Source organism: Sphingomonas sp. HT-1 (assembly GCF_048568905.1).
Lineage (GTDB): Bacteria > Pseudomonadota > Alphaproteobacteria > Sphingomonadales > Sphingomonadaceae > Sphingomonas.
Window position 1 is genome coordinate 3104806 of the sequence record NZ_CP183770.1, and the last position, 19441, is coordinate 3124246.

A 19441-nucleotide genomic window follows, 5' to 3' on the forward strand; every position below is an offset into this window, starting at 1 on the left:
TCAGGCATGCCGCCGGCCCATTGCAAGACGAATCAGGCTGCGAGTTTGCGCAGCACGTAGTGGAGGATGCCGCCGTTAAGGAAATATTCCAGCTCGTTGACGGTATCGATCCGGCAACGGGTGAGGAAGGTTTCCGACGAGCCGTCCGCACGGGTGAGCTTCACTTCCACGTCCTGGCGCGGGCGCAGGCCCGCGACGCCGGTGATGGTGAAGGTCTCTGTGCCGTCCAGCTTCAGCGTTTCGCGGGTCACGCCCTCGGCGAACTGCAGCGGCAGCACGCCCATGCCGACCAGGTTCGAACGGTGGATGCGCTCGAAGCTCTCGGTGATGACCGCGCGCACGCCGAGCAGGTTGGTGCCCTTCGCCGCCCAGTCGCGCGACGAGCCGGTGCCATATTCCTTGCCCGCGACGATGACGAGCGCGGTGCCGTCCGCCTTGTGGCGCATCGCGGCGTCGTAGATCGGCATCACTTCGCCGGCGTACTTGGTCATGCCGCCTTCGACACCCGGCACCATCTCGTTCTTGATGCGGATGTTGGCGAAGGTGCCGCGAACCATGACCTCGTCGTTGCCGCGGCGCGCGCCGTAGCTGTTGAAGTCCTTCTTGGCGACCTGGTGCGACTGGAGGAACGCACCGGCGGGGCTGTCCGCCTTGATGCTGCCGGCCGGCGAGATGTGATCGGTGGTGATCGAATCGCCCAGGATCGCCAGCGGCTTGGCGTCGACGATGTCCTGCACCGGCGCCGGCGTCATCGACATGCCCTCGAAATAGGGCGGGTTGTGGATGTAGGTGGAGCTGGTCGGCCAGCTATACGTATCCGAACCGGTGACGGTGATGCCCTGCCAGTGGCGATCGCCCAGATAGACGTTGCCATAGCGCGAGCGGAACATGTCGTCGTCGATATTCGCGGCGATCAGGCCCTGGATTTCCTCGTTCGAGGGCCAGATGTCCTTCAGGAAGACCGGGCCGTTGGTGCCCTCGCCGATCGGCGTCTCGTACATGTCCTCGGTCACCGTGCCCTTCAGCGCATAGGCGACGACCAGCGGCGGCGAGGCGAGGAAGTTGGCGCGGACGTCCGGCGAGACGCGGCCCTCGAAGTTGCGGTTGCCCGACAGCACCGAGGCGGCGACGATGTCGTTGCCGTTGATCGCCTGGCTGATCGGCTCGGCGAGCGGACCCGAGTTGCCGATGCAGGTGGTGCAGCCATAGCCGACCAGGTTGAAGCCGATCGCGTCGAGGTCCTCGGACAGGCCTGCCTTGTTGAGGTAATCGGTGACCACCTGCGAACCCGGCGCCAGCGAGGTCTTCACCCACGGCTTGCGGGTGAGGCCCAGCGCGCGCGCCTTGCGGGCGACGAGGCCGGCGGCGATCAGCACCGACGGATTCGAGGTGTTGGTGCAGCTGGTGATCGCGGCGATCACCACGTCGCCGTCGCCGATGTCATGGTCGCGGCCTTCGACGCTCACGCGCGCCGGCTGCTCCTTCTTGTACACCTTGGTCAGGTCGCCGTTGAACACTTCGTCGACGCTGTCGAGGCTGACGCGGTCCTGCGGACGCTTGGGGCCGGCGAGCGACGGCCGGACCGTCGACATGTCGAGCTCGAGCGTGTCGGTGAATACCGGCTCGGGGCCACCCACGTCGTGCCACATGCCCTGCGCCTTGGCATAGGCCTCCACCAGCGCCACGGTCTCGTCCGGACGGCCGGTGAGGCGCATGTAATCGAGCGTCTTGTCGTCGATCGGGAAGAAGCCGCAGGTCGCGCCATATTCCGGCGCCATGTTGGCGATGGTCGCGCGGTCGGCGAGCGTCATCGAATGCAGGCCGGGGCCGTAGAACTCGACGAAGCGGCCGACGACGCCCTTGGCGCGCAGCATCTGCGTGACGGTGAGCACCAGATCGGTCGCGGTGATGCCCTCGGGCAGCGCGCCGGTCAGCTTGAAGCCGACGACTTCGGGGATCAGCATCGACACCGGCTGGCCGAGCATCGCGGCTTCCGCCTCAATGCCGCCCACGCCCCAGCCGAGCACGCCCAGGCCGTTGACCATCGTGGTGTGGCTGTCGGTGCCGACCAGCGTGTCGGGGTATGCGATCGTCGCGCCATCGGGGGCCACCGACGACCAGATCGACTGGGCGATATATTCCAGGTTCACCTGGTGGCAGATGCCGGTGCCCGGCGGGACCACCGAGAAATTGTTGAGCGCCTTGGAGCCCCACTTGAGGAACTCGTAGCGCTCGGCATTGCGCTCATATTCGAGCTTGACGTTGTCGTCGAACGCCTGGGGCGTGCCGAACTCGTCGACCATCACCGAGTGGTCGATCACGAGGTGCACCGGCACCAGCGGGTTGATCTTGGCCGCGTCGCCGCCGAGCTTGGTGATCGCGTCGCGCATCGCGGCCAGGTCGACCACGCAGGGCACGCCGGTGAAATCCTGCATCAGCACGCGTGCCGGGCGATACTGGATCTCCCGGCTGGGCGCCTTGGGGTTCTTCTGCCAGTCGACGATCGCCTGGGCATCCTCGGGCGTGACGGTCACGCCGTCGTCGAAGCGGAGCATGTTCTCCAGCAGCACCTTCATCGAGAAGGGCAGGCGGCTGATGTCGCCGAGCTTCTCCGCCGCCTTGGGAAGCGAGTAGAAGCTGTAGGTCTTGCCGGAGACGGTGAGCGAGTCACGCGTGCCGAGCGTATCGTTGCCGATGGCGGTCATGAGGCGCGGGGTCCTTTCCCTAATTAGGTCCGCCGGGCGCTCGGGGGACGCAGCCCATTATAGACCGCGCGGGCGCACCGTCGGGGTGCTGCGAATGCGAAGATTCGCCTGCGGCCTTAGCGCGGGTTTACGGGGAGGGGAAGGGTGCCCGCATAGGGGTAAACCCTGTGATAGCGCTAACTTCAATGGCTGCCTTCCGTGGCAGCGGCTGCGACATTGTGTGCGAATGCCGTCACCGTTTCGCCGCACTCTTGCCGCGGGCGAAACTGTGTATAGGGCGCCATCCAAGCGGTGACGGATTCCCCGACGCCGTTCGCTTTTGAGTGTCCGGCCCGCAGCGATGCTATCGACCACGTCCGCCTCGCCCGCGCGCCGGCTGCGCGTTTCGCTGCGCGGGCGAGGCGCCGCCATTCTGCTGGCGCTGGCGATCGAATTGCTGATCGCGCTGACGCTGCTGTGGATGGCGCCGAAGATCACGCCGAAGGAGAAGTCGAAGACCGTCGTTTTCGGCATCGAGGCGTCTGACGGCAGTGAGGCGCCTGCGCGGCAGGAAGCGGAAAAGGCGGAGCAGACTGCGCGCAAGCCGGCTGGCGCCCGTGCGCAAGCGCAGGAGCAGCAGCCGACCGCGGAGACGCCGCCGCCGCCCGTGCCCCCGCCGGTTTCGAGCGGCCCGCCCAGCTTCATCCAGATGAGCCGCGCCGAATATGCCGCATCCGACGTGTCGCGCGTGCCCGCGGCCAAGGCCGGCGAAGAAGGCGATGCCGAAACCGCGGCGGCGAGCGGCGGCGGCAGCGCCGGCGATACGCCGCGTGCCGGCACCGGCCCGCATGGCGAGACGCTCTACGCCGCGGACTGGTATCGTCGCCCGACTAATGCGCAGCTCTCTCCCTACCTCCCGCAGCGGGCGCTGGGTCGGGAAGGCTGGGGCGAAGTCGCCTGCCGCACCATTTCGCGCTACCAGGTGACGGATTGCCAGGAACTGGGCGAGTTTCCGCGCGGCTCCGGCTATGCTGGCGCAGTGCGTCAGGCGGCATTCCAGTTCCTGGTCAGGCCGCCGCAGCTCAACGGCAGGGCGATGGTGGGCACCTGGGTGCGGATCCGCATCACCTATACGCAGCGCGCCGGCGGTGATGATTGAGGCCGTCCGTCAGAACAGGCGGCGGATCTGGAAATACACATATTGGCCCCGCCGCTGCTCGCGCCGTTCGCGGTACAGCAATGGGGAGGCATTGCGCGGGCCCGCATAGATGTCGCGGTCATAGAAGCGGGCCGCATTGTTGATATTGGCCAGGTCGAGCCGCAGCGTCAGCTTCTTGGTGGGCTTCCACTGGCCGAAAATCTCGAACGAGGGCTCCAGCTCGGTCGTGCGATATTCGGCGATGCGATACAGGTGATAGGGCCGGTTGCCGCAGCTGGCATAAGCGCCATAGGTGAAGCGGCCGCCGAAAATGTCGTGGCTGAAGGTGGCGCTGCAGGTGAATGGAATCTCGTTGGCATAGCGGCGGCGCTCGCCGGTCAGCGGATCGGTGACGCGCGAGCGGACGATCGATCCGTTGGCTCGCAGCCGCGCGTTGCGGATGCCCAGCTTGTCGAACGGCAGCGTCATGCTGCCCGACAGGGTGTTGCGCGTGCCGTTGCCGATATTGCCGGTGGCATCGAAACCGTCGAGCAGCGGGATATAGTCGATCACGTTGCGGGTGGCTTCGTGCTTTGCGCTCAACTCGATCGCGCCATTTCCCCAGAAACGATGCTCGTACACCGCCTCCAGCGTCAGCGTCTGTTCGGGCACGATCCCGCCATTGCCGGCCAGCACCGTGCCCAGATTGTTTTCGGTCGATGCGACGAAATCGCTGAAATCGAGCTGGCTTACGGTGCGCTCGGCGCGGAGCCGCACCTGGTCGCGCTTGCCGGGGCGCCAGGTCAGCTGCACGCGCGGCTTGGGGTAGAAGAAGGAACGGCTGCGGTCTGTGTCTCCGTCGGCGGCGATGCGGGAAACCTCGGCGCGCAGGCCGGCCTCGATCGTCAGCCGCGCCCCGGGCTGCCAGCGGGCAAGGCCGAACAGCTCGCCGCGCACTTCGTTGACGAATACCTTTGCGTCCTGCAGCACAACAAGCACCCCCTGCTCGCTATACTCGGTGCGGTTGTCGAGAAAGTTGTAGGCGATCTCCCCGCCGCCTTCGAACGACAGCGTCTTGTTCAGCTTGTAGCGCAGGATCGGGCGCAGGATCGATTCTCCGTTAAGCGATCGAGAGCCGAAGCGGCTGGCGAAGCTGCCGGACACCACGGACGAATCGTACCGCACGCTCCCCAGCCGCTGGAGCGCGATCAGTTCGGCCTCGCCCTTGTCGCCCAGCGCCCGGCGCCAGTTCGCGCCAAGCTCGCCCTTCCATTGACGCGTGCTGTCTTCCGCTCGCCCGTCATTGCCGGTGCCGGCGAGCAGCGTGACGGTCTGGCTGGTGGGATAATCGAGATAGTCGATCCGGCTGTTGATGGTCAGGACCCCGCCCCCGGCCCGACGCTGCACCAGCCCCCGTGCGATGACGTTGCGGACATGGTCCCACAGATCCAAGTCGTGGCGTTGAAGCAGTGTACCGTCCGCGTTGGTGCGGTCGCGCGTGCCATAGGCGGTGCCCGGCGTGCGATCGCTCACGCCTTCGATCGAGGCTTCCTCTCGCGCATCGCCGTTGCGATGGGTGTACTGCAGCGTCAGGTCGGGGCCGATATAGCCGTCGCGATAGGCATAGCCTTGAAGATCGATCAGCTTTTCGGTCGTGTCGGTGCGCTTCAGGACGATGTTGGCGATTACCGCGCGACCCTGCATGTCGATGCCGGGCGCACCGCCGCGAATCAGTTCGATACGCGCGATGCTGGCGATCGTGATGCGGCGCAGTATCTCTCCCAGCCCATCCGTCTTCGATGCCGGCGGCTTGCCGTCGATCAGCACATTGCCGGTGTTGCCTGCCAAGCCGCGTGCGTCGCCGTTGCCCACATCGAGCGCGAAGCCGGGCAAGCGCTGCACCACCTCCAGCGCGGTCGCCAGTGCCGTCCCGGAAAAGAATTCCGGGCCATACACAAGGACACCCTGCTGCGTTGCGGGCGCGGCTTCGGGCGGCGGGGTGGGCGGCTGTTGCGCCAGTACGGCGCCAGGGCAGATCGCTGCGGCGACCGCAGACACGCAACGAACCCTCATCCGATTCAAAACACCCCCCGGCTCCAGCACGATAGCCAAAAGCCTTCATGAACTTTGAAACAGCGCGGCGGGCGCGCGCAATTGAAAAGCGCAGGTGCGCATTTTCGCGGGTTCCGCGTTGCCGCCGAGCAACAACGCGGATCAAGTCAAAGCGCTTGTGCCGCCGCCCAGCCGCTCGCCCAGGCCCATTGGAAGTTGTAGCCGCCGAGCCAGCCGGTTACGTCCACTGCCTCGCCGATTGCATAGAGGCCGGGGACGCGGCGCGCCTCCATCGTCTGTGAGGAAAGATCGGCGGTGCTGATCCCGCCGACGGTCACTTCGGCCTTGGCGAAGCCTTCGGTGCCGTTCGGCGTGAATCGCCAGCCGGCCAGCTGCGCCTCGGCCCGCTCCAGCAGCGCGTCGCGGCAATTGCCGAGTTCGCTGGGCAGCGCGATGCGTTCGGCCAGGGTGGTGGCGAGCCGCTCGGGCAGCTGGCGATTGAGCAGGCTGCGGAGGCCCAGACGGGGTTCGGTACGCTTGGCCTCGCGCAGCCAGCCCTTTGGCTGCTCCGGGAGGAAGTCGATCGCGATCGACTCGCCATGCTTCCAGTAGGAGGAGACCTGGAGGATTGCCGGGCCGGAAAGCCCGCGATGGGTGAACAGCGCCGCTTCGCGGAAGCTTGCCTTGCCCGCGTTTGCGGCCACGGGCGTGGATACGCCCGAGAGATCGCGGAACAGCGCCTGGTCGGGGCCGAGGGTGAGGGGGACGAGCGCGGGGCGCGGTTCGACAACCTTGAGACCAAAGCGGCGGGCAAGGTCATAGGCGAAGCCGGTCGCGCCGAGCTTGGGGATCGCCGGCCCCCCGGTGGCGATGACCAGGGCAGGGGCCTCGGCCACGCCTTTGCTGGTGGTAACGCGGAAGCGGCCGTCGGCGTGGTCGACGTCGGTGATGCTCGCGCCGAGCTGGATCGTCACGCCGCCCATCGCGCATTCGCCGAGCAGCAGGTCGACGATCTGCCGCGCCGAGCCGTCGCAGAACAGCTGTCCCAGCGTCTTCTCGTGCCAGGCAATACCGTGGCGCTCGACCAGCGCGAGGAAATCCTGCGCGGTGTGGCGGCCCAGCGCCGACTTGGCGAAATGCGGGTTGGCGGAGAGGTAGCGATCGGGCGCGGTGCCGACATTGGTGAAGTTGCACCGCCCGCCGCCCGAGATCAGGATCTTCTTCCCCGGCGCCTCGGCATGGTCGAGCAGTAGCACGCGGCGACCCCGCTGCCCCGCCATGGCGGCGCAGAACATCCCCGCCGCACCCGCGCCGAGAATGATTGCGTCATGGGTGCCGAGGGAGTTGGTCATGTCGGGGTCGTTAGCGCGGTTCTCGGGCCCCGAACAGCAAAACGCCGCCGGGGATGCCGGCGGCGTCTGCTTCGGTTCGGGAGGGCCCGGATCAGATGTGGATCGGCTTGCCGAGCACGCCCATCGCCGCTTCCTTGATCGCTTCGGAATGCGTCGGGTGGGCATGGCAGGTGTACGCAATGTCCTCGGAGGTCGCGCCGAATTCCATCGCCTGGGCGACCTGGGCGATCATCGTGCCGGCCGGCGCGGTGATGATCCAGGCGCCGAGCACGCGATCGGTCTTGGCGTCGGCGATCACCTTCACCCAGCCGGTGGTGTCGTCGATCGCCTTGGCGCGGCTGTTGCCCGCCATCGGGAACTTGCCGACCTTCACCTCGCCCTTTTCGCGCGCCTGCTCCTCGGTGAGGCCGACGCCGGCGATTTCGGGGTGGGTGTAGACCACGCTCGGGATCACCGCATGGTTCACGATGCCGGTGAGGCCCGCGATGTTCTCGGCGACCGCGATGCCTTCGTCCTCGGCCTTGTGCGCGAGCATCGGGCCCGGGATCACGTCGCCGATCGCCCACACGCCGTCGACGGCGGTGCGGAAGCTGTGGTCGGTCTCGATCTGGCCGCGCTGGTTGGTGGCGAGGCCGATCTTGTCGAGGCCCAGGCCCTCGGTGTTCGGACGGCGGCCGATCGCGACGAGCACGACATCGGCTTCGAGCGTCTCGGCGGCACCGCCGGCGGCGGGCTCGACGGTGACGGTGGCCTTGTCGCCATTGACGGCAACGCCGGTCACCTTGGTGGAGAGCTTGATCTCCATGCCCTGCTTCTTGAAGATCTTGGCGGCTTCCTTGCGGACTTCGCCGTCCATGCCGGGGAGCAGCTGGTCGAGATATTCGACCACGGTCACCTTGGCGCCGAGGCGCTGCCAGACCGAGCCGAGCTCGAGCCCGATCACGCCGCCGCCGATGACGACCATGTTGGCCGGTACTTTCTCCAGCGCGATCGCGCCGGTGGAGTCGACCACGACCTTCTGGTCGATCGTCACGCCCGGCAGCGGGGTGACCGACGAACCGGTGGCGATGACGATGTTCTTGGCGGTGACGGTACGCTCGCCGACCTGCACGGTGTGCGCGTCGATGAAGGTGCCGAGGCCCTTCACCCACTCGACCTTGTTCTTCTTGAACAGGAATTCGATGCCGCCGGTCAGGCCCTTCACGGCCTTGTCCTTGTCGGCCATCATCGTCGGCAGGTCGAGTTCGACCGAGCCGAGCTTGACGCCGTGCTTGGCGAGCGCGCCCGAGGCGGCTTCGTAGAACAGCTCGGACGCGTTCAGCAGCGCCTTGGAGGGGATGCAGCCGACGTTGAGGCAGGTGCCGCCCAGCGTCTCACGGGCTTCGACGCAGCCGGTCTTGAGACCCAGCTGCGCCGCGCGGATCGCCGCGACATAGCCGCCGGGGCCGGAACCGATGATCAGGACGTCGAAATCATATTCAGCCATTTTCCGCTCCATGCGTGCGCGTGCGGGCGCTTAAACTATCGGCCGTGTCGCCCGGGGCTCTGGGCCCCTGCTTTCGCAGGGGAGCGGGCGGGTCCAGCCATATCCGTGCTCCTGCGAAGGCAGGAGCCCAGGGCCACAAGCGATGTACTTTCCTACCCTGGGCCCCCGCCTTCGCGGGGGCCCAAGATGTATCAGAGGTCGATCAGCAGACGGGTCGGATCCTCGATCGCGTTCTTGATCGCGACGAGGAAGGTCACCGCCTCGCGGCCGTCGATCAGGCGGTGGTCGTAGCTGAGCGCGAGATACATCATCGGGCGGACGACGACCTGGCCGTTCCGCACCACAGGACGATCCTCGATGCGGTGCAGGCCGAGCACGGCCGACTGCGGCGGGTTGATGATCGGGGTCGACATCAGCGAGCCGAACACGCCGCCGTTGGAAATGGTGAAGGTACCGCCCTTCATCTCGTCCATCTTGAGCGAGCCGTCCTTGGCGCGCTTGCCGAAGTCGCCGATCGTCTTCTCGATGCCGGCGACCGACAGGTCCTGCGCATCGCGGATCACCGGCACGACCAGACCCTGCGGGGCCGAGACCGCGACCGAGATGTCGCAATAATCGTGGTAGACGATCTCGTCGCCCTCGATCGAGCCGTTGACGCCGGGGATGTCCTTCAGCGCCATGCACGCGGCCTTCACGAAGAAGCCCATGAAGCCCAGGCGGACGCCGTGCTTCTTCTCGAACAGGTCCTTGTACTTGGCGCGGGCCTCGATCACCGCGGTCATGTCCACGTCGTTGAACGTGGTGAGCATGGCGGCGGTGTTCTGCGCTTCCTTGAGGCGCTTGGCGACCGTCTGGCGCAGGCGGGTCATCCGCACGCGCTCTTCCTTGCGGCCGCCGGTCGAAGCCGGAGCGGCGGCAGGCGCCGGCGTGGCGGCCGGAGCCGGCGCAGCGGGCTTGCTGCTGGCGGCGGCGATCACGTCGTCCTTGGTCAGGCGGCCGTCCTTGCCGGTGCCCTGCACGGTCGAGGGATCGACGCCGGTCTCGAGCACCGCACGACGCACCGACGGCGACAGCGCGGCGGCATCGGCCGAGGGGGCCGGGGCAGCGGCGGGCGCAGGCGCCGGCGTCGCAGCCGGAGCGGCAGCGGCGGGGGCAGCAGCCGGAGCGGCGGCCGCACCTTCACCCGCGATGATCGCGATCACCGCACCCACTTCGACGGTATCGCCGACCTTGACGATCTGCTCGCCCATCACGCCGGCGACCGGCGAGGGGACTTCGACCGAGACCTTGTCGGTCTCGAGGCTGGCGATCGGCTCGTCGACGCGGACGGGATCGCCCGGATTCTTCAGCCATTCACCGACGGTGGCTTCGGTGATCGATTCGCCCAGTACGGGGACTTTGACTTCGGTGGCCATTCTCAACCTTTCCGGGTGCGGCGGATTTCATCGCGGACATTATGGCCGAGCGCGTCGGCAACGAGCGCGCCCTGCTCTGCGGTGTGGCGCTTCATCAGGCCGGTGGCGGGCGAGGCCGCCGCGGCGCGACCGGCATAGCGCGGACGCTGTACCTTGGTGCCGGCATCGATGAGGCACTGCTCGATCAGCGGCTCGACGAAGAACCAGTAGCCGTTGTTCTTCGGCTCTTCCTGCGCCCACACCACCTCTTCGAGGTTGGTCATGCGCTTCAGCCGCTCGGTCAGCGGCTCGCCCGGGAACGGGTAGAGCTGCTCGATCCGGACGATCGCGGTGTTCTTGTCGCCGGCCGCGTCGCGCGCTTCGATCAGGTCGTAGGCGACCTTGCCGGTGCAGAGCACGAGGCGCTTCACCTCGGTATCCGCCGGCGCGTTCGGGTCCGACAGGATCCGCTTGAAGTGGCTGTCGCCCAGGAACTCCTCGGCGCTGGACACTGCCATCTTGTGGCGGAGCAGCGACTTCGGCGTCATCTGGATGAGCGGCTTGCGGAAGTTGCGGTGCATCTGCCGGCGCAGCAGGTGGAAGTAGTTCGCCGGCGTGGTGATGTTCACCACCTGCATGTTGTCCTGCGCGCAGAGCTGGAGGAAGCGCTCCGGACGCGCCGAGCTGTGCTCGGGCCCCTGGCCTTCATAGCCGTGCGGCAGCAGCATCACCAGGCCGTTGGCGCGTAGCCACTTGGACTCGCCCGACGCGATGAACTGGTCGATCATGATCTGCGCGCCGTTCACGAAGTCGCCGAACTGCGCTTCCCACAGCACCAGCGCCTTCGGATCGGCCAGCGCATAGCCATATTCGAAACCGAGCACGCCATATTCGCTGAGCGGCGAATCGAGCACCTCGAAGCTGCCGTGCGGCACGGTGGTTAGCGGCACGTACTTGGCCTCGGTCTTCTGGTCGACCCAGACGGCGTGGCGCTGCGAGAAGGTGCCGCGGCCCGAATCCTGGCCGGACAGACGCACCGCATAGCCTTCCGAGAGCAGCGCACCGAAGGCGAGCGCCTCGCCGGTCGCCCAATCGAAATTGGTGCCCGACTTGAACATCTCGCGCTTGGCATCGAGCACGCGGCCGAGGGTCTTGTGGATCTCGAGACCCTCGGGAACGGTGGTCAGCGTGCGGCCGAGACTGTCGAACAGCTTCTTCTCGATGCCCGTCTCGACATTGCGACGCGCAGATTCGCCGTCCGAAGGCGCGCCCAGGCCGGACCAGCGGCCCGCGAACCAATCCGCCTTGTTCGGCAGATAGCTCTTGCCCGCCTCGAACTCGCCTTCGAGCAAGGTCGTGAACTGATTGGTTTTCTCGTCGATGAAGCCCTGGTCCACCACGCCTTCGCCGATCAGCTTCTGGCCATAGATGCTGCTCACCGGCGGATGCTGGCGGATCTTCTGGTACATCAGCGGCTGGGTGAAGCCGGGCTCGTCGCCCTCGTTATGGCCGAAGCGGCGATAGCACCACATGTCGATCACGATGTCGCGATGGAACTTCTGGCGGAATTCGATCGCCACTTTGCACGCGAAGGTAACCGCTTCGGGATCGTCGCCGTTGACGTGCAGGATCGGGGCCTGGACGCCCTTGGCGACGTCCGACGGATAGGGCGAGGAGCGCGCGAACTGCGGGCTCGTCGTGAAGCCGACCTGATTGTTGATGACGAAGTGGATGCAGCCGCCGGTGTTATAGCCGCGGATGCCGGAAAAGCCGAGGCATTCCCACACGATGCCCTGGCCCGCAAAGGCCGCGTCGCCATGGATCAGCACCGGCAGCACCTGCTCGTGCTCGCCCAGGTCGCCGCGAATCGTCTGCAGCGCGCGGGCCTTGCCGAGCACGACCGGGTTCACTGCTTCGAGGTGCGAAGGATTCGCCACCAGCGACATATGCACGTTGATGTCATCGAAGCGACGGTCGGTGGAAGTGCCGAGGTGGTACTTCACGTCCCCCGAACCGGCGACATCGTCAGGATTGGCCGATCCGCCGCCGAATTCGTGGAAGATCACCCGGAACGGCTTCTCCATGACGTTGGCAAGCATGTTCAGGCGGCCGCGATGGGCCATGCCGTACACGATCTCGCGGACGCCCATCTGGCCGCCATACTTGATGATCGCTTCCATCGCCGGGATCATCGATTCGCCGCCGTCGAGGCCGAACCGCTTGGTGCCGACATATTTCTTGCCGAGGAATTTTTCCCACTGCTCGGCTTCGATCACCTTGGAAAGGATCGCCTTCTTGCCATCGGCAGTGAAGTTGATCTCCTTGTCCTTGCCCTCCATCCGGTCCTGGAGGAAGCGGCGCTCCTCCACATCCGCGATGTGCATGTATTCGAGGCCGACATTGCCGCAATAATTGGCCTGAAGGATCGCGACGATCTCGCGAACGGTGGCCTGCTGCAGCCCAAGCGTGCCGCCTAGAAAGATCGGGCGATCAAGGTCGGCGCCGGAGAAGCCGTGATACTCCGGCGTCAGATCGGCCGGCAGATCCTGGCGGGAGAGGCCCAGCGGGTCGAGATTGGCCGCGAGATGGCCGCGCACCCGATAGGTGCGGATAAGCATCATCGCGCGGATCGAATCCTCCGCGGCCTTGGTCACATCCGCGGTCGACGCGGCGGGGGCGGCCGGCTTGGCGGGCGCGCCGCCCTTGGCGGGCTTCGGCGCGGGCTCCATCTGGGTGGGGTCGAGCCCGGCCGTCAGCGCGTCGGTTTCAGTCAGCGGCCAGTTGGCGCGCTGCCAGCTGGGGCCAGAGGCCGTGGATTCGAGACCCTCGAACCAGGCACGCCAGCTCGGTTCGACAGATGCCGGATCGCTCTTGTAGCGCCGGTACAGGGTCTCGACGAAGCCGGGGCTAACGCCGCCGGCGATGTCGTCGAAGTCGAGGCCTTCATAGCCCATGATCATGCTTCCGTTCGTGTTAGCGCTCCCATTCCCACCTATATAGGAGCGCTACCGTTGCAAATTCAGCCCTTGAGCACTTCCATCAGCGTTTCGCCGAGCAGCGAGGGGCTGGGGGAAACGCGGATGCCGGCGGCTTCCATCGCCGCGATCTTGTCTTCGGCGCCGCCCTGGCCGCCCGAAACGATCGCGCCTGCATGGCCCATGCGACGACCCGGAGGGGCCGTGCGGCCCGCGATGAAGCCGGCCATCGGCTTCTTGCGGCCGCGCTTGGCCTCGTCGATCAGGAACTGCGCGGCCTCTTCCTCGGCCGAGCCGCCGATCTCGCCGATCATGATGATCGACTGGGTGGCTTCGTCGGCCAGGAACAGCTCGAGCACGTCGATGAAGTTGGTGCCGTTGACCGGGTCGCCGCCGATGCCCACCGCGGTGGTCTGGCCAAGGCCGGCATTGGTGGTCTGGAACACCGCCTCATAGGTGAGGGTGCCCGAGCGCGACACGACGCCCACCGAGCCCTTGGAGAAGATCGAGCCCGGCATGATGCCGATCTTGCACTCACCCGGCGTCAGCACGCCTGGGCAGTTCGGGCCGATCAGGCGCGACTTGGAGCCGGAAAGCGCGCGCTTCACCTTGACCATGTCGAGCACCGGAATGCCTTCGGTGATCGCGACGATCAGCGGGATCTCGGCGTCGATTGCTTCGAGGATCGAGTCCGCCGCGAAGGGCGGCGGCACATAGATCACGCTGGCGTCGGCGCCGGTCTTGTCCTTGGCGTCGGCTACCGTGTCGAACACGGGCAGGCCGATATGCGTGCTACCGCCCTTGCCGGGGGTGACGCCGCCGACCATCTGCGTGCCATAGGCAAGCGCCTGCTCGGTGTGGAACGTGCCGGTGGCACCGGTCATCCCCTGGACGATGACCTTGGTGTTCTTGTCGACGAGGATGCTCATTCAGTTCGCCTTTTCCGGGTCGCTGGGAGGGGTGTAGGAGCGCAGCGCAATCCAGCCGCCGAACGTGGCGAGCGTATATTGCGTCGTGCCGAACGAAGCGGCGACGAAAGTCGCGCCGTCGGGCTTTGAAGCGGGGCGTGCATACAGCGGCACCTTTGCTTCGCCCGGCAGCACGATCTTGCGTGCCGAAAGATAGTCTTCGCCGCTGCTCAGCCACAGGACCAGGCAGGAATCGGCGATCATGCCGGCATTGGTGCCGGCCTTGGGTACGAACAGATAGGTGTTGCCGCCGGCGATCCGATAGATCGTGTTGGGCACGCGTGCGGCCGCCGGGACAGTCGCCTTCAACGCCGCGGCCGCGTCTGCTTCCGCCGATTCGCCCAGCGCGCGCTGCGCCGGGAGCGGCAGGGTGGCATAGCTTGCCGGTTCGGCCATGCCACGAGTCAGCCGGGCGGCGCCGCCCATGCACACGGCACGGAACAGCTCCACCGGCTCCGTCGGTGCCGTGGCGATCGCTTCCTGCGCGGAAGCGGCGCCCGGCACCGTCAGAAGCGCGGAAAGGATCAGCCGAGCGAAGGTTCGATCGACTTGCATGCGGCGACCAGTTCCTTGACCGCGTCCACCGAGACATCGAAGTTCTGCTTGGCGGCGGCGTTCAGTTCGATCTCGACGATACGCTCGACGCCATCCTTGCCGATAACGATCGGCACGCCGACATACAGGTCGTCGACGCCGTACTGGCCGGTCAGGTGCGCGGCGCACGGCAGCAGGCGCTTCTTGTCCTTCAGATAGCTCTCGGCCATCGCAATCGCGCTGGTGGCGGGCGCATAATAGGCCGAACCGGTCTTGAGCAGCGCGACGATCTCGCCACCGCCCGAACGGGTGCGCGCGACGATGGCGTCGATGCGCTCCTGGGTGGACCAGCCCATCTTGATCAGGTCGGGCACCGGGATGCCGGCGACGGTCGAATATTCGATCACCGGGACCATGGTGTCGCCGTGGCCGCCGAGCACGAAGGCGGTGACGTCCTCGACCGAGACGTTGAATTCTTCGGCGAGGAAGTGGCGGAAGCGCGCCGAGTCGAGCACGCCGGCCATGCCGACGACCTTCTGGTGCGGCAGGCCCGAGAATTCGCGGAGCGCCCACACCATCGCGTCGAGCGGGTTGGTGATGCAGATCACGAACGCATCCGGCGCATACTGGGCGATGCCTTCGCCCACGGCCTTCATCACGCCCAGGTTGGTCTTGAGAAGATCATCGCGGCTCATGCCCGGCTTGCGCGGGATACCGGCGGTGACGATGCAGACATCGGCGCCCGCAATGTCCTCATAGCTGTTCGCGCCCTTGAGGTTGGCGTCAAAGCCTTCGACCGGACCGGACTGGGCGAGGTCGAGCGCCTTGCCCTGCGGGGTGCCCTCGGCAATGTCGAACAGGACGATGTCGCCCAGTTCCTTGATGGCGGCGAGGTGCGCGAGCGTACCGCCAATCATGCCGGAGCCGATCAGCGCGATCTTCTTGCGAGCCATGGAATCTCCTTGGTTGGATCCAAGCAAAGCGGTCGCGCAACGGCACGCCGCGGAAGCGGAGGCGGGATAGGCCTATAATAGCGTGGCTGCAACCCGGGATTCAGCTTCTGGTCGGGATTATTTTTGCAACTAATTCGCAGAAGCAATAATACGCATTTGCGCGGGTTCAGCTGGCGCCATGCCCCTTGGCCAGATAGGCATCCGATTGCATCTCAAGCAGGCGGCTGACCGTCCGGTCGAACTCGAAGCGCCCGTCCCCCGCCTCATAAAGCTGCTCCGGAGGCGCATCGGCGGCGGCGAGCAGCTTCACCTTGTTCTCGTACAAGGCGTCGATCAACGTTACGAAACGCGCCGCTTCGTTGCGATTCTCGGGCCCGAGCTTGGGAATGCCAACCAATATGACCGTGTGGAAACGGCGAGCGATGGCCAGATAGTCGGGGGCACCTCGCGCCTCGCCGCACAGCCGCTTGAACGAGAATACCGCCACGCCCTTAACGCATTTCGGCACTTGGATCTCGCGTCCCCCCGGGATCGGCACCGCACAGGCGGGCACGCGCGCGCGGTCCTCGACGGGATAGTCGGTCAGGCGGAAAAAGGCGGCGGACAGCGAGGCGGTCGCCTCCGCCCCGTTCGGCACCAACCAGGTCTCTACGCTGCCCAGCCGATCGCGCCGGTAATCGACGGGCCCGTTGAGCGTGAGCACGTCCATTTTCTCTTCAATCAACTGAATGAACGGCAGGAACAGCTCGCGGTTGAGCCCGTCCTTGTAGAGATCGCTGGGCGGGCGGTTGGACGTCGCGATCACCGTCAGCCCATGCGCCATCATCGCCGTGAACAGCCGCGACAGGATCATCGCGTCCGGCGGGTTGTTCACCACCAGCTCGTCGAACGCGAGCAGACGGATGTCGCCGGCCAGGGCGTCGGCGACGGCGGTCACCGGATCGGGGGTGTCCTTCTGCCGTTCGGCATTCAGCCGCTCGTGCACCTCGATCATGAATTCGTGAAAGTGGACGCGGCGTTTGCGACGGATGTCGAGGCTGTCGAAAAACAGGTCCATCAGCATCGATTTGCCGCGGCCGACCCCGCCCCAGAGGTACAGTCCGCGCGGCACCGCCGGCTTGCGGCCGGTGATCCGCCACAGCACGCTCCCCTTGCGGGGCGCCGCCTGCAGTTCCTCTGCCAGCGCATCCAGCCGTGCGGCGGCGGCTTCCTGTTCGCGATCGGGCTGAAGCTCGCCTGCGGAGACGAGGGCGTGGTACCGATCGAGAAGGCGGGTCATGGAGGAGGCTTCACCAAAAAAATGAGCTGCCGGGCGGTGTGCCCGGCAGCTCGGCATTATCGTATCGACGGAACGGCTGCGCTCAAAGCACGCGCTCGGCCGCCATCTTCTTCACTTCGGCGATTGCCTTGGCCGGGTTCAGGCCCTTCGGGCAGGCGTTCGCGCAATTCATGATCGTGTGGCAGCGATACAGGCGGAAGGGATCCTCCAGCTGGTCGAGCCGCTCGCCGGTCATCTCGTCACGCGAGTCGGCGAGCCAGCGATAGGCCTGGAGCAGGATCGCCGGGCCGAGGAACTTGTCGCTGTTCCACCAATAGCTCGGGCACGAGGTCGAGCAGCAGGCGCACAGGATGCACTCGTACAGGCCGTCGAGCTTCTCGCGATCCTGCGGGGTCTGCAGCCGCTCCTTGCCCGAAGGCGTGGTGGTGACGGTCTGCAGCCACGGCTTGATCGAGGCGTACTGTGCGTAGAAGTGCGTGAAGTCGGGCACCAGGTCCTTGATCACGTCCATATGCGGCAGCGGGGTGATCTGCACCTCGCCCTTCACATCCTCGATCGCGGTGGTGCAGGCCAGGCCGTTCTTGCCGCCGATGTTCATCGAGCACGATCCGCAAATGCCTTCGCGGCACGAGCGGCGGAAGGTCAGCGACGAATCCTGCTCGCCCTTGATCTTGATCAGCGCGTCGAGGACCATCGGACCGCAATCGTCGAGATCGACCTCGAACGTGTCGTAGCGAGGGTTCTCACCCGAGTCCGGATCGTAGCGGTAGATCTTGAACTTCTTGACCCGCTTGGCATCGGGGCTCGCCTTGTGCTCCTGGCCCTTGGTGATGCGGCTGTTCTTGGGCAGGCGGAATTCGGCCATTCCTGAAACTTCCTCTTTCGCTTCGGCGCGACGCCTCTTTGAGGGGCGAGCTATGCCTTTCGCATCCGCAGCGCAAGTGTCCTTTGGATCGCCGCACTTAGATCACGTCGAGCACCAGCCCCAGATCGCGCGCCTCCTGCGCCTCGATATACCAGTTATAGGGCGCGCGGCGGCGCAGCTCCTCGAAATCGATGCGCGAACCCGCGACCAGGGCCCGGAACCCTTCTTCCTCGATACGGATCGAATGCTCGATCTCGTTCAGCTTGGCTTTCAGGATCGCCGGCAGCATCTGCAGCGGACCGGATAGCTCCAGCGACGAGTGCATCTGCCGCTCGTGCAGCATCAGCCGGGTACCGCGCGTGAGGAACCTTTTGTCGACGGGGAAAGCGGACATGAACGTCGCTCCGGCCGAATACACGGCCACCTTGCCCAGAAATAGCAGTTCGCGGCCGCTCTGGTCGTGCAGCAGGCGGAGTTCGTCCGCCATCAGCCTGGCGACTTCCGGATCGCCCCCCAGCGTGGAGAGCGCCACCACCAACGGCCCGTCGCCGTCCGCGCCCAGCAGCTGCTCGCGAAAGCGCTGGTACATCGCATCGTCGACGGTGCCTTGCAGTCGCACATGCGGCGTGGCGAGCAGCGGATAGCGCTGCAGCGGGCTCTGGGTCTCGGTCATCTGCCGCCAACCGGCGAGCGGGGGCAGGGTTCCGCGTCAGGGTTCCAGCGCATCGGTCGCCGGTGCGCCGACGGGCGTAGTGGCGGCCTTGGGCATCCGCGCCTCCAATGGGCCGAGCCAGCTTGCAACGCCATCGCCGATCGTTACCTGCGGATGCGAAGGATCGAGCCGGCCGGCGCGTTCCCAGCCGATGATCGTCTGGCGCGCTTCCGCTGCAGCATCGGCAAGCGGCTGCGGCTTACGCAGCGCATGGTTGATCAGTGCGTCGCCAAAAAAGGTCCAGTCATTCTCGGCCCGGCACCCGAAGGACGTGCGCGCGGCGGAGGCGGCCGTCAGAATTGCACTGGTATCGCTCAGCAGCCGAGGCACGAACGCGCCCGAATAGCAGGCAGAAAGCAGCAACAGCCGATTGCGGATGCCAAGCCCGTCGAGCATCGCCGCCAGCCGTGCCGGCGAAAGGATGCCAAAGCCTTCGTCGCCGTCGTGATAGGCGATGCCAGCATCGGGCGCGCCATGCGCGGTGACGAAGAGGACCAGCGCATCCTGTTTCCGGTCCATCACTTCCGCGACTCGGGCCAGCGCCAGGCTCAGCGCAGTGATGCTGCCGGCAGGCATCGGCGGTGCGCCGCGGCCGTCGGCGCCGGCAAGCACCAGCGATCGCCCCTCCGCGTCATAGCGGCGCGAGAGCACCCGGGCGCTCTCGCGCGCCTCCCGTGCGAACACGGGATCGCTGTCCAGCGCAACGCTCACGACATAGGCGTCCACCACCCCCTTGCGCTCCGGCTGGAGCCCGGCCAGCGCCGCCGTGAGCCGGCGCTGCTCGGCGAGCATGGCCTGGGGGCTGCGCCCTCGCTGGAGTTCCGGTCCGCTTTCCAGCCCATCGATTCCGGAGTCGCCCGAGACAAGGCCGGGCCATTCGGTGCGGTGCTCGGGCGGTTGTTGCTGGGCGACAGCGGGCAGGGCGCCCAACGAAGCGAGCAACAGGGCAGGCACACGCCAGAACCGCATTTGGCACAACCGCATTCGGGCAATTTCCCCCGGAACAGGTGAACCGCCATCCTTGCCTGCGCGGATGCGAAGTCAAGCGC

14 protein-coding genes are annotated in these 19441 nt (G+C 66.3%); 1 reads left to right on the forward strand and 13 read right to left on the reverse strand.

Annotation, left to right across the window (positions count from 1 at the left end; genetic code table 11):
• Positions 1–32 precede the first annotated feature (32 nt).
• Positions 33–2705 (reverse strand): aconitate hydratase AcnA, encoded by a 2673-nt coding sequence (gene acnA / locus ACNFJ7_RS14465; protein WP_019369762.1) that lies wholly within the window; start codon positions 2703–2705, stop codon positions 33–35.
• Positions 2706–3045: 340 nt separating this feature from the next.
• On the opposite strand from acnA, the gene ACNFJ7_RS14470 reads away from it, so the two are divergent.
• The gene (locus ACNFJ7_RS14470) at positions 3046–3843 is read left to right on the forward strand and encodes a hypothetical protein (RefSeq protein ID WP_019369763.1); all 798 of its coding nucleotides are present in this window, start codon (positions 3046–3048) and stop codon (positions 3841–3843) included.
• 9 nt (positions 3844–3852) lie between these two features.
• On the opposite strand, the gene ACNFJ7_RS14475 is transcribed toward ACNFJ7_RS14470, so the two are convergent.
• The 12 genes from ACNFJ7_RS14475 to ACNFJ7_RS14530 form a co-directional block, all read right to left on the reverse strand.
• On the reverse strand, positions 3853–5880 hold the full coding sequence (locus tag ACNFJ7_RS14475) for a TonB-dependent receptor plug domain-containing protein (protein WP_019369764.1): 2028 nt from the start codon (positions 5878–5880) through the stop codon (positions 3853–3855).
• A gap of 161 nt (positions 5881–6041) precedes the next feature.
• The gene (locus tag ACNFJ7_RS14480) at positions 6042–7226 is read right to left on the reverse strand and encodes an NAD(P)/FAD-dependent oxidoreductase (RefSeq protein ID WP_019369765.1); all 1185 of its coding nucleotides are present in this window, start codon (positions 7224–7226) and stop codon (positions 6042–6044) included.
• A gap of 91 nt (positions 7227–7317) precedes the next feature.
• Positions 7318–8712: a dihydrolipoyl dehydrogenase gene (gene lpdA, locus ACNFJ7_RS14485; RefSeq protein WP_019369766.1), complete on the reverse strand. Its 1395-nt coding sequence runs from the start codon at positions 8710–8712 to the stop codon at positions 7318–7320.
• A 191-nt stretch (positions 8713–8903) separates the two neighbouring features.
• Complete coding sequence (odhB, locus tag ACNFJ7_RS14490) at positions 8904–10127, reverse strand: 2-oxoglutarate dehydrogenase complex dihydrolipoyllysine-residue succinyltransferase (protein WP_019369767.1); 1224 nt, start codon at positions 10125–10127, stop codon at positions 8904–8906.
• Positions 10128–10129: 2 nt separating this feature from the next.
• Positions 10130–13060, reverse strand: a complete 2931-nt coding sequence (locus ACNFJ7_RS14495; RefSeq protein WP_173644872.1) for a 2-oxoglutarate dehydrogenase E1 component — start codon at positions 13058–13060, stop codon at positions 10130–10132.
• Positions 13061–13125: 65 nt separating this feature from the next.
• A complete protein-coding gene (gene sucD / locus ACNFJ7_RS14500) occupies positions 13126–14010 on the reverse strand; it encodes a succinate--CoA ligase subunit alpha (RefSeq protein ID WP_019369769.1) in 885 nt (294 codons plus the stop codon).
• Positions 14011–14604, reverse strand: a complete 594-nt coding sequence (locus tag ACNFJ7_RS14505) for a hypothetical protein (protein WP_019369770.1) — start codon at positions 14602–14604, stop codon at positions 14011–14013. It abuts the gene before it with no gap.
• Positions 14574–15536 (reverse strand): malate dehydrogenase, encoded by a 963-nt coding sequence (mdh, locus tag ACNFJ7_RS14510; RefSeq protein WP_019369771.1) that lies wholly within the window; start codon positions 15534–15536, stop codon positions 14574–14576. Before mdh ends, ACNFJ7_RS14505 begins: the two co-directional genes overlap by 31 nt.
• A gap of 166 nt (positions 15537–15702) precedes the next feature.
• Complete coding sequence (gene zapE, locus ACNFJ7_RS14515; protein ID WP_019369772.1) at positions 15703–16815, reverse strand: cell division protein ZapE; 1113 nt, start codon at positions 16813–16815, stop codon at positions 15703–15705.
• An 82-nt stretch (positions 16816–16897) separates the two neighbouring features.
• Positions 16898–17680, reverse strand: coding sequence for a succinate dehydrogenase iron-sulfur subunit (locus ACNFJ7_RS14520; protein WP_019369773.1), 783 nt, complete (start codon positions 17678–17680; stop codon positions 16898–16900).
• 97 nt (positions 17681–17777) lie between these two features.
• Positions 17778–18353: an ATP-dependent Clp protease proteolytic subunit gene (locus ACNFJ7_RS14525; RefSeq protein ID WP_019369774.1), complete on the reverse strand. Its 576-nt coding sequence runs from the start codon at positions 18351–18353 to the stop codon at positions 17778–17780.
• A 36-nt stretch (positions 18354–18389) separates the two neighbouring features.
• Positions 18390–19361 carry a C13 family peptidase gene (locus tag ACNFJ7_RS14530; protein WP_019369775.1) on the reverse strand — a complete coding sequence of 324 codons (972 nt, stop codon included), beginning with the start codon at positions 19359–19361 and terminating at the stop codon, positions 18390–18392.
• Between the last annotated feature and the right edge of the window lie 80 nt (positions 19362–19441).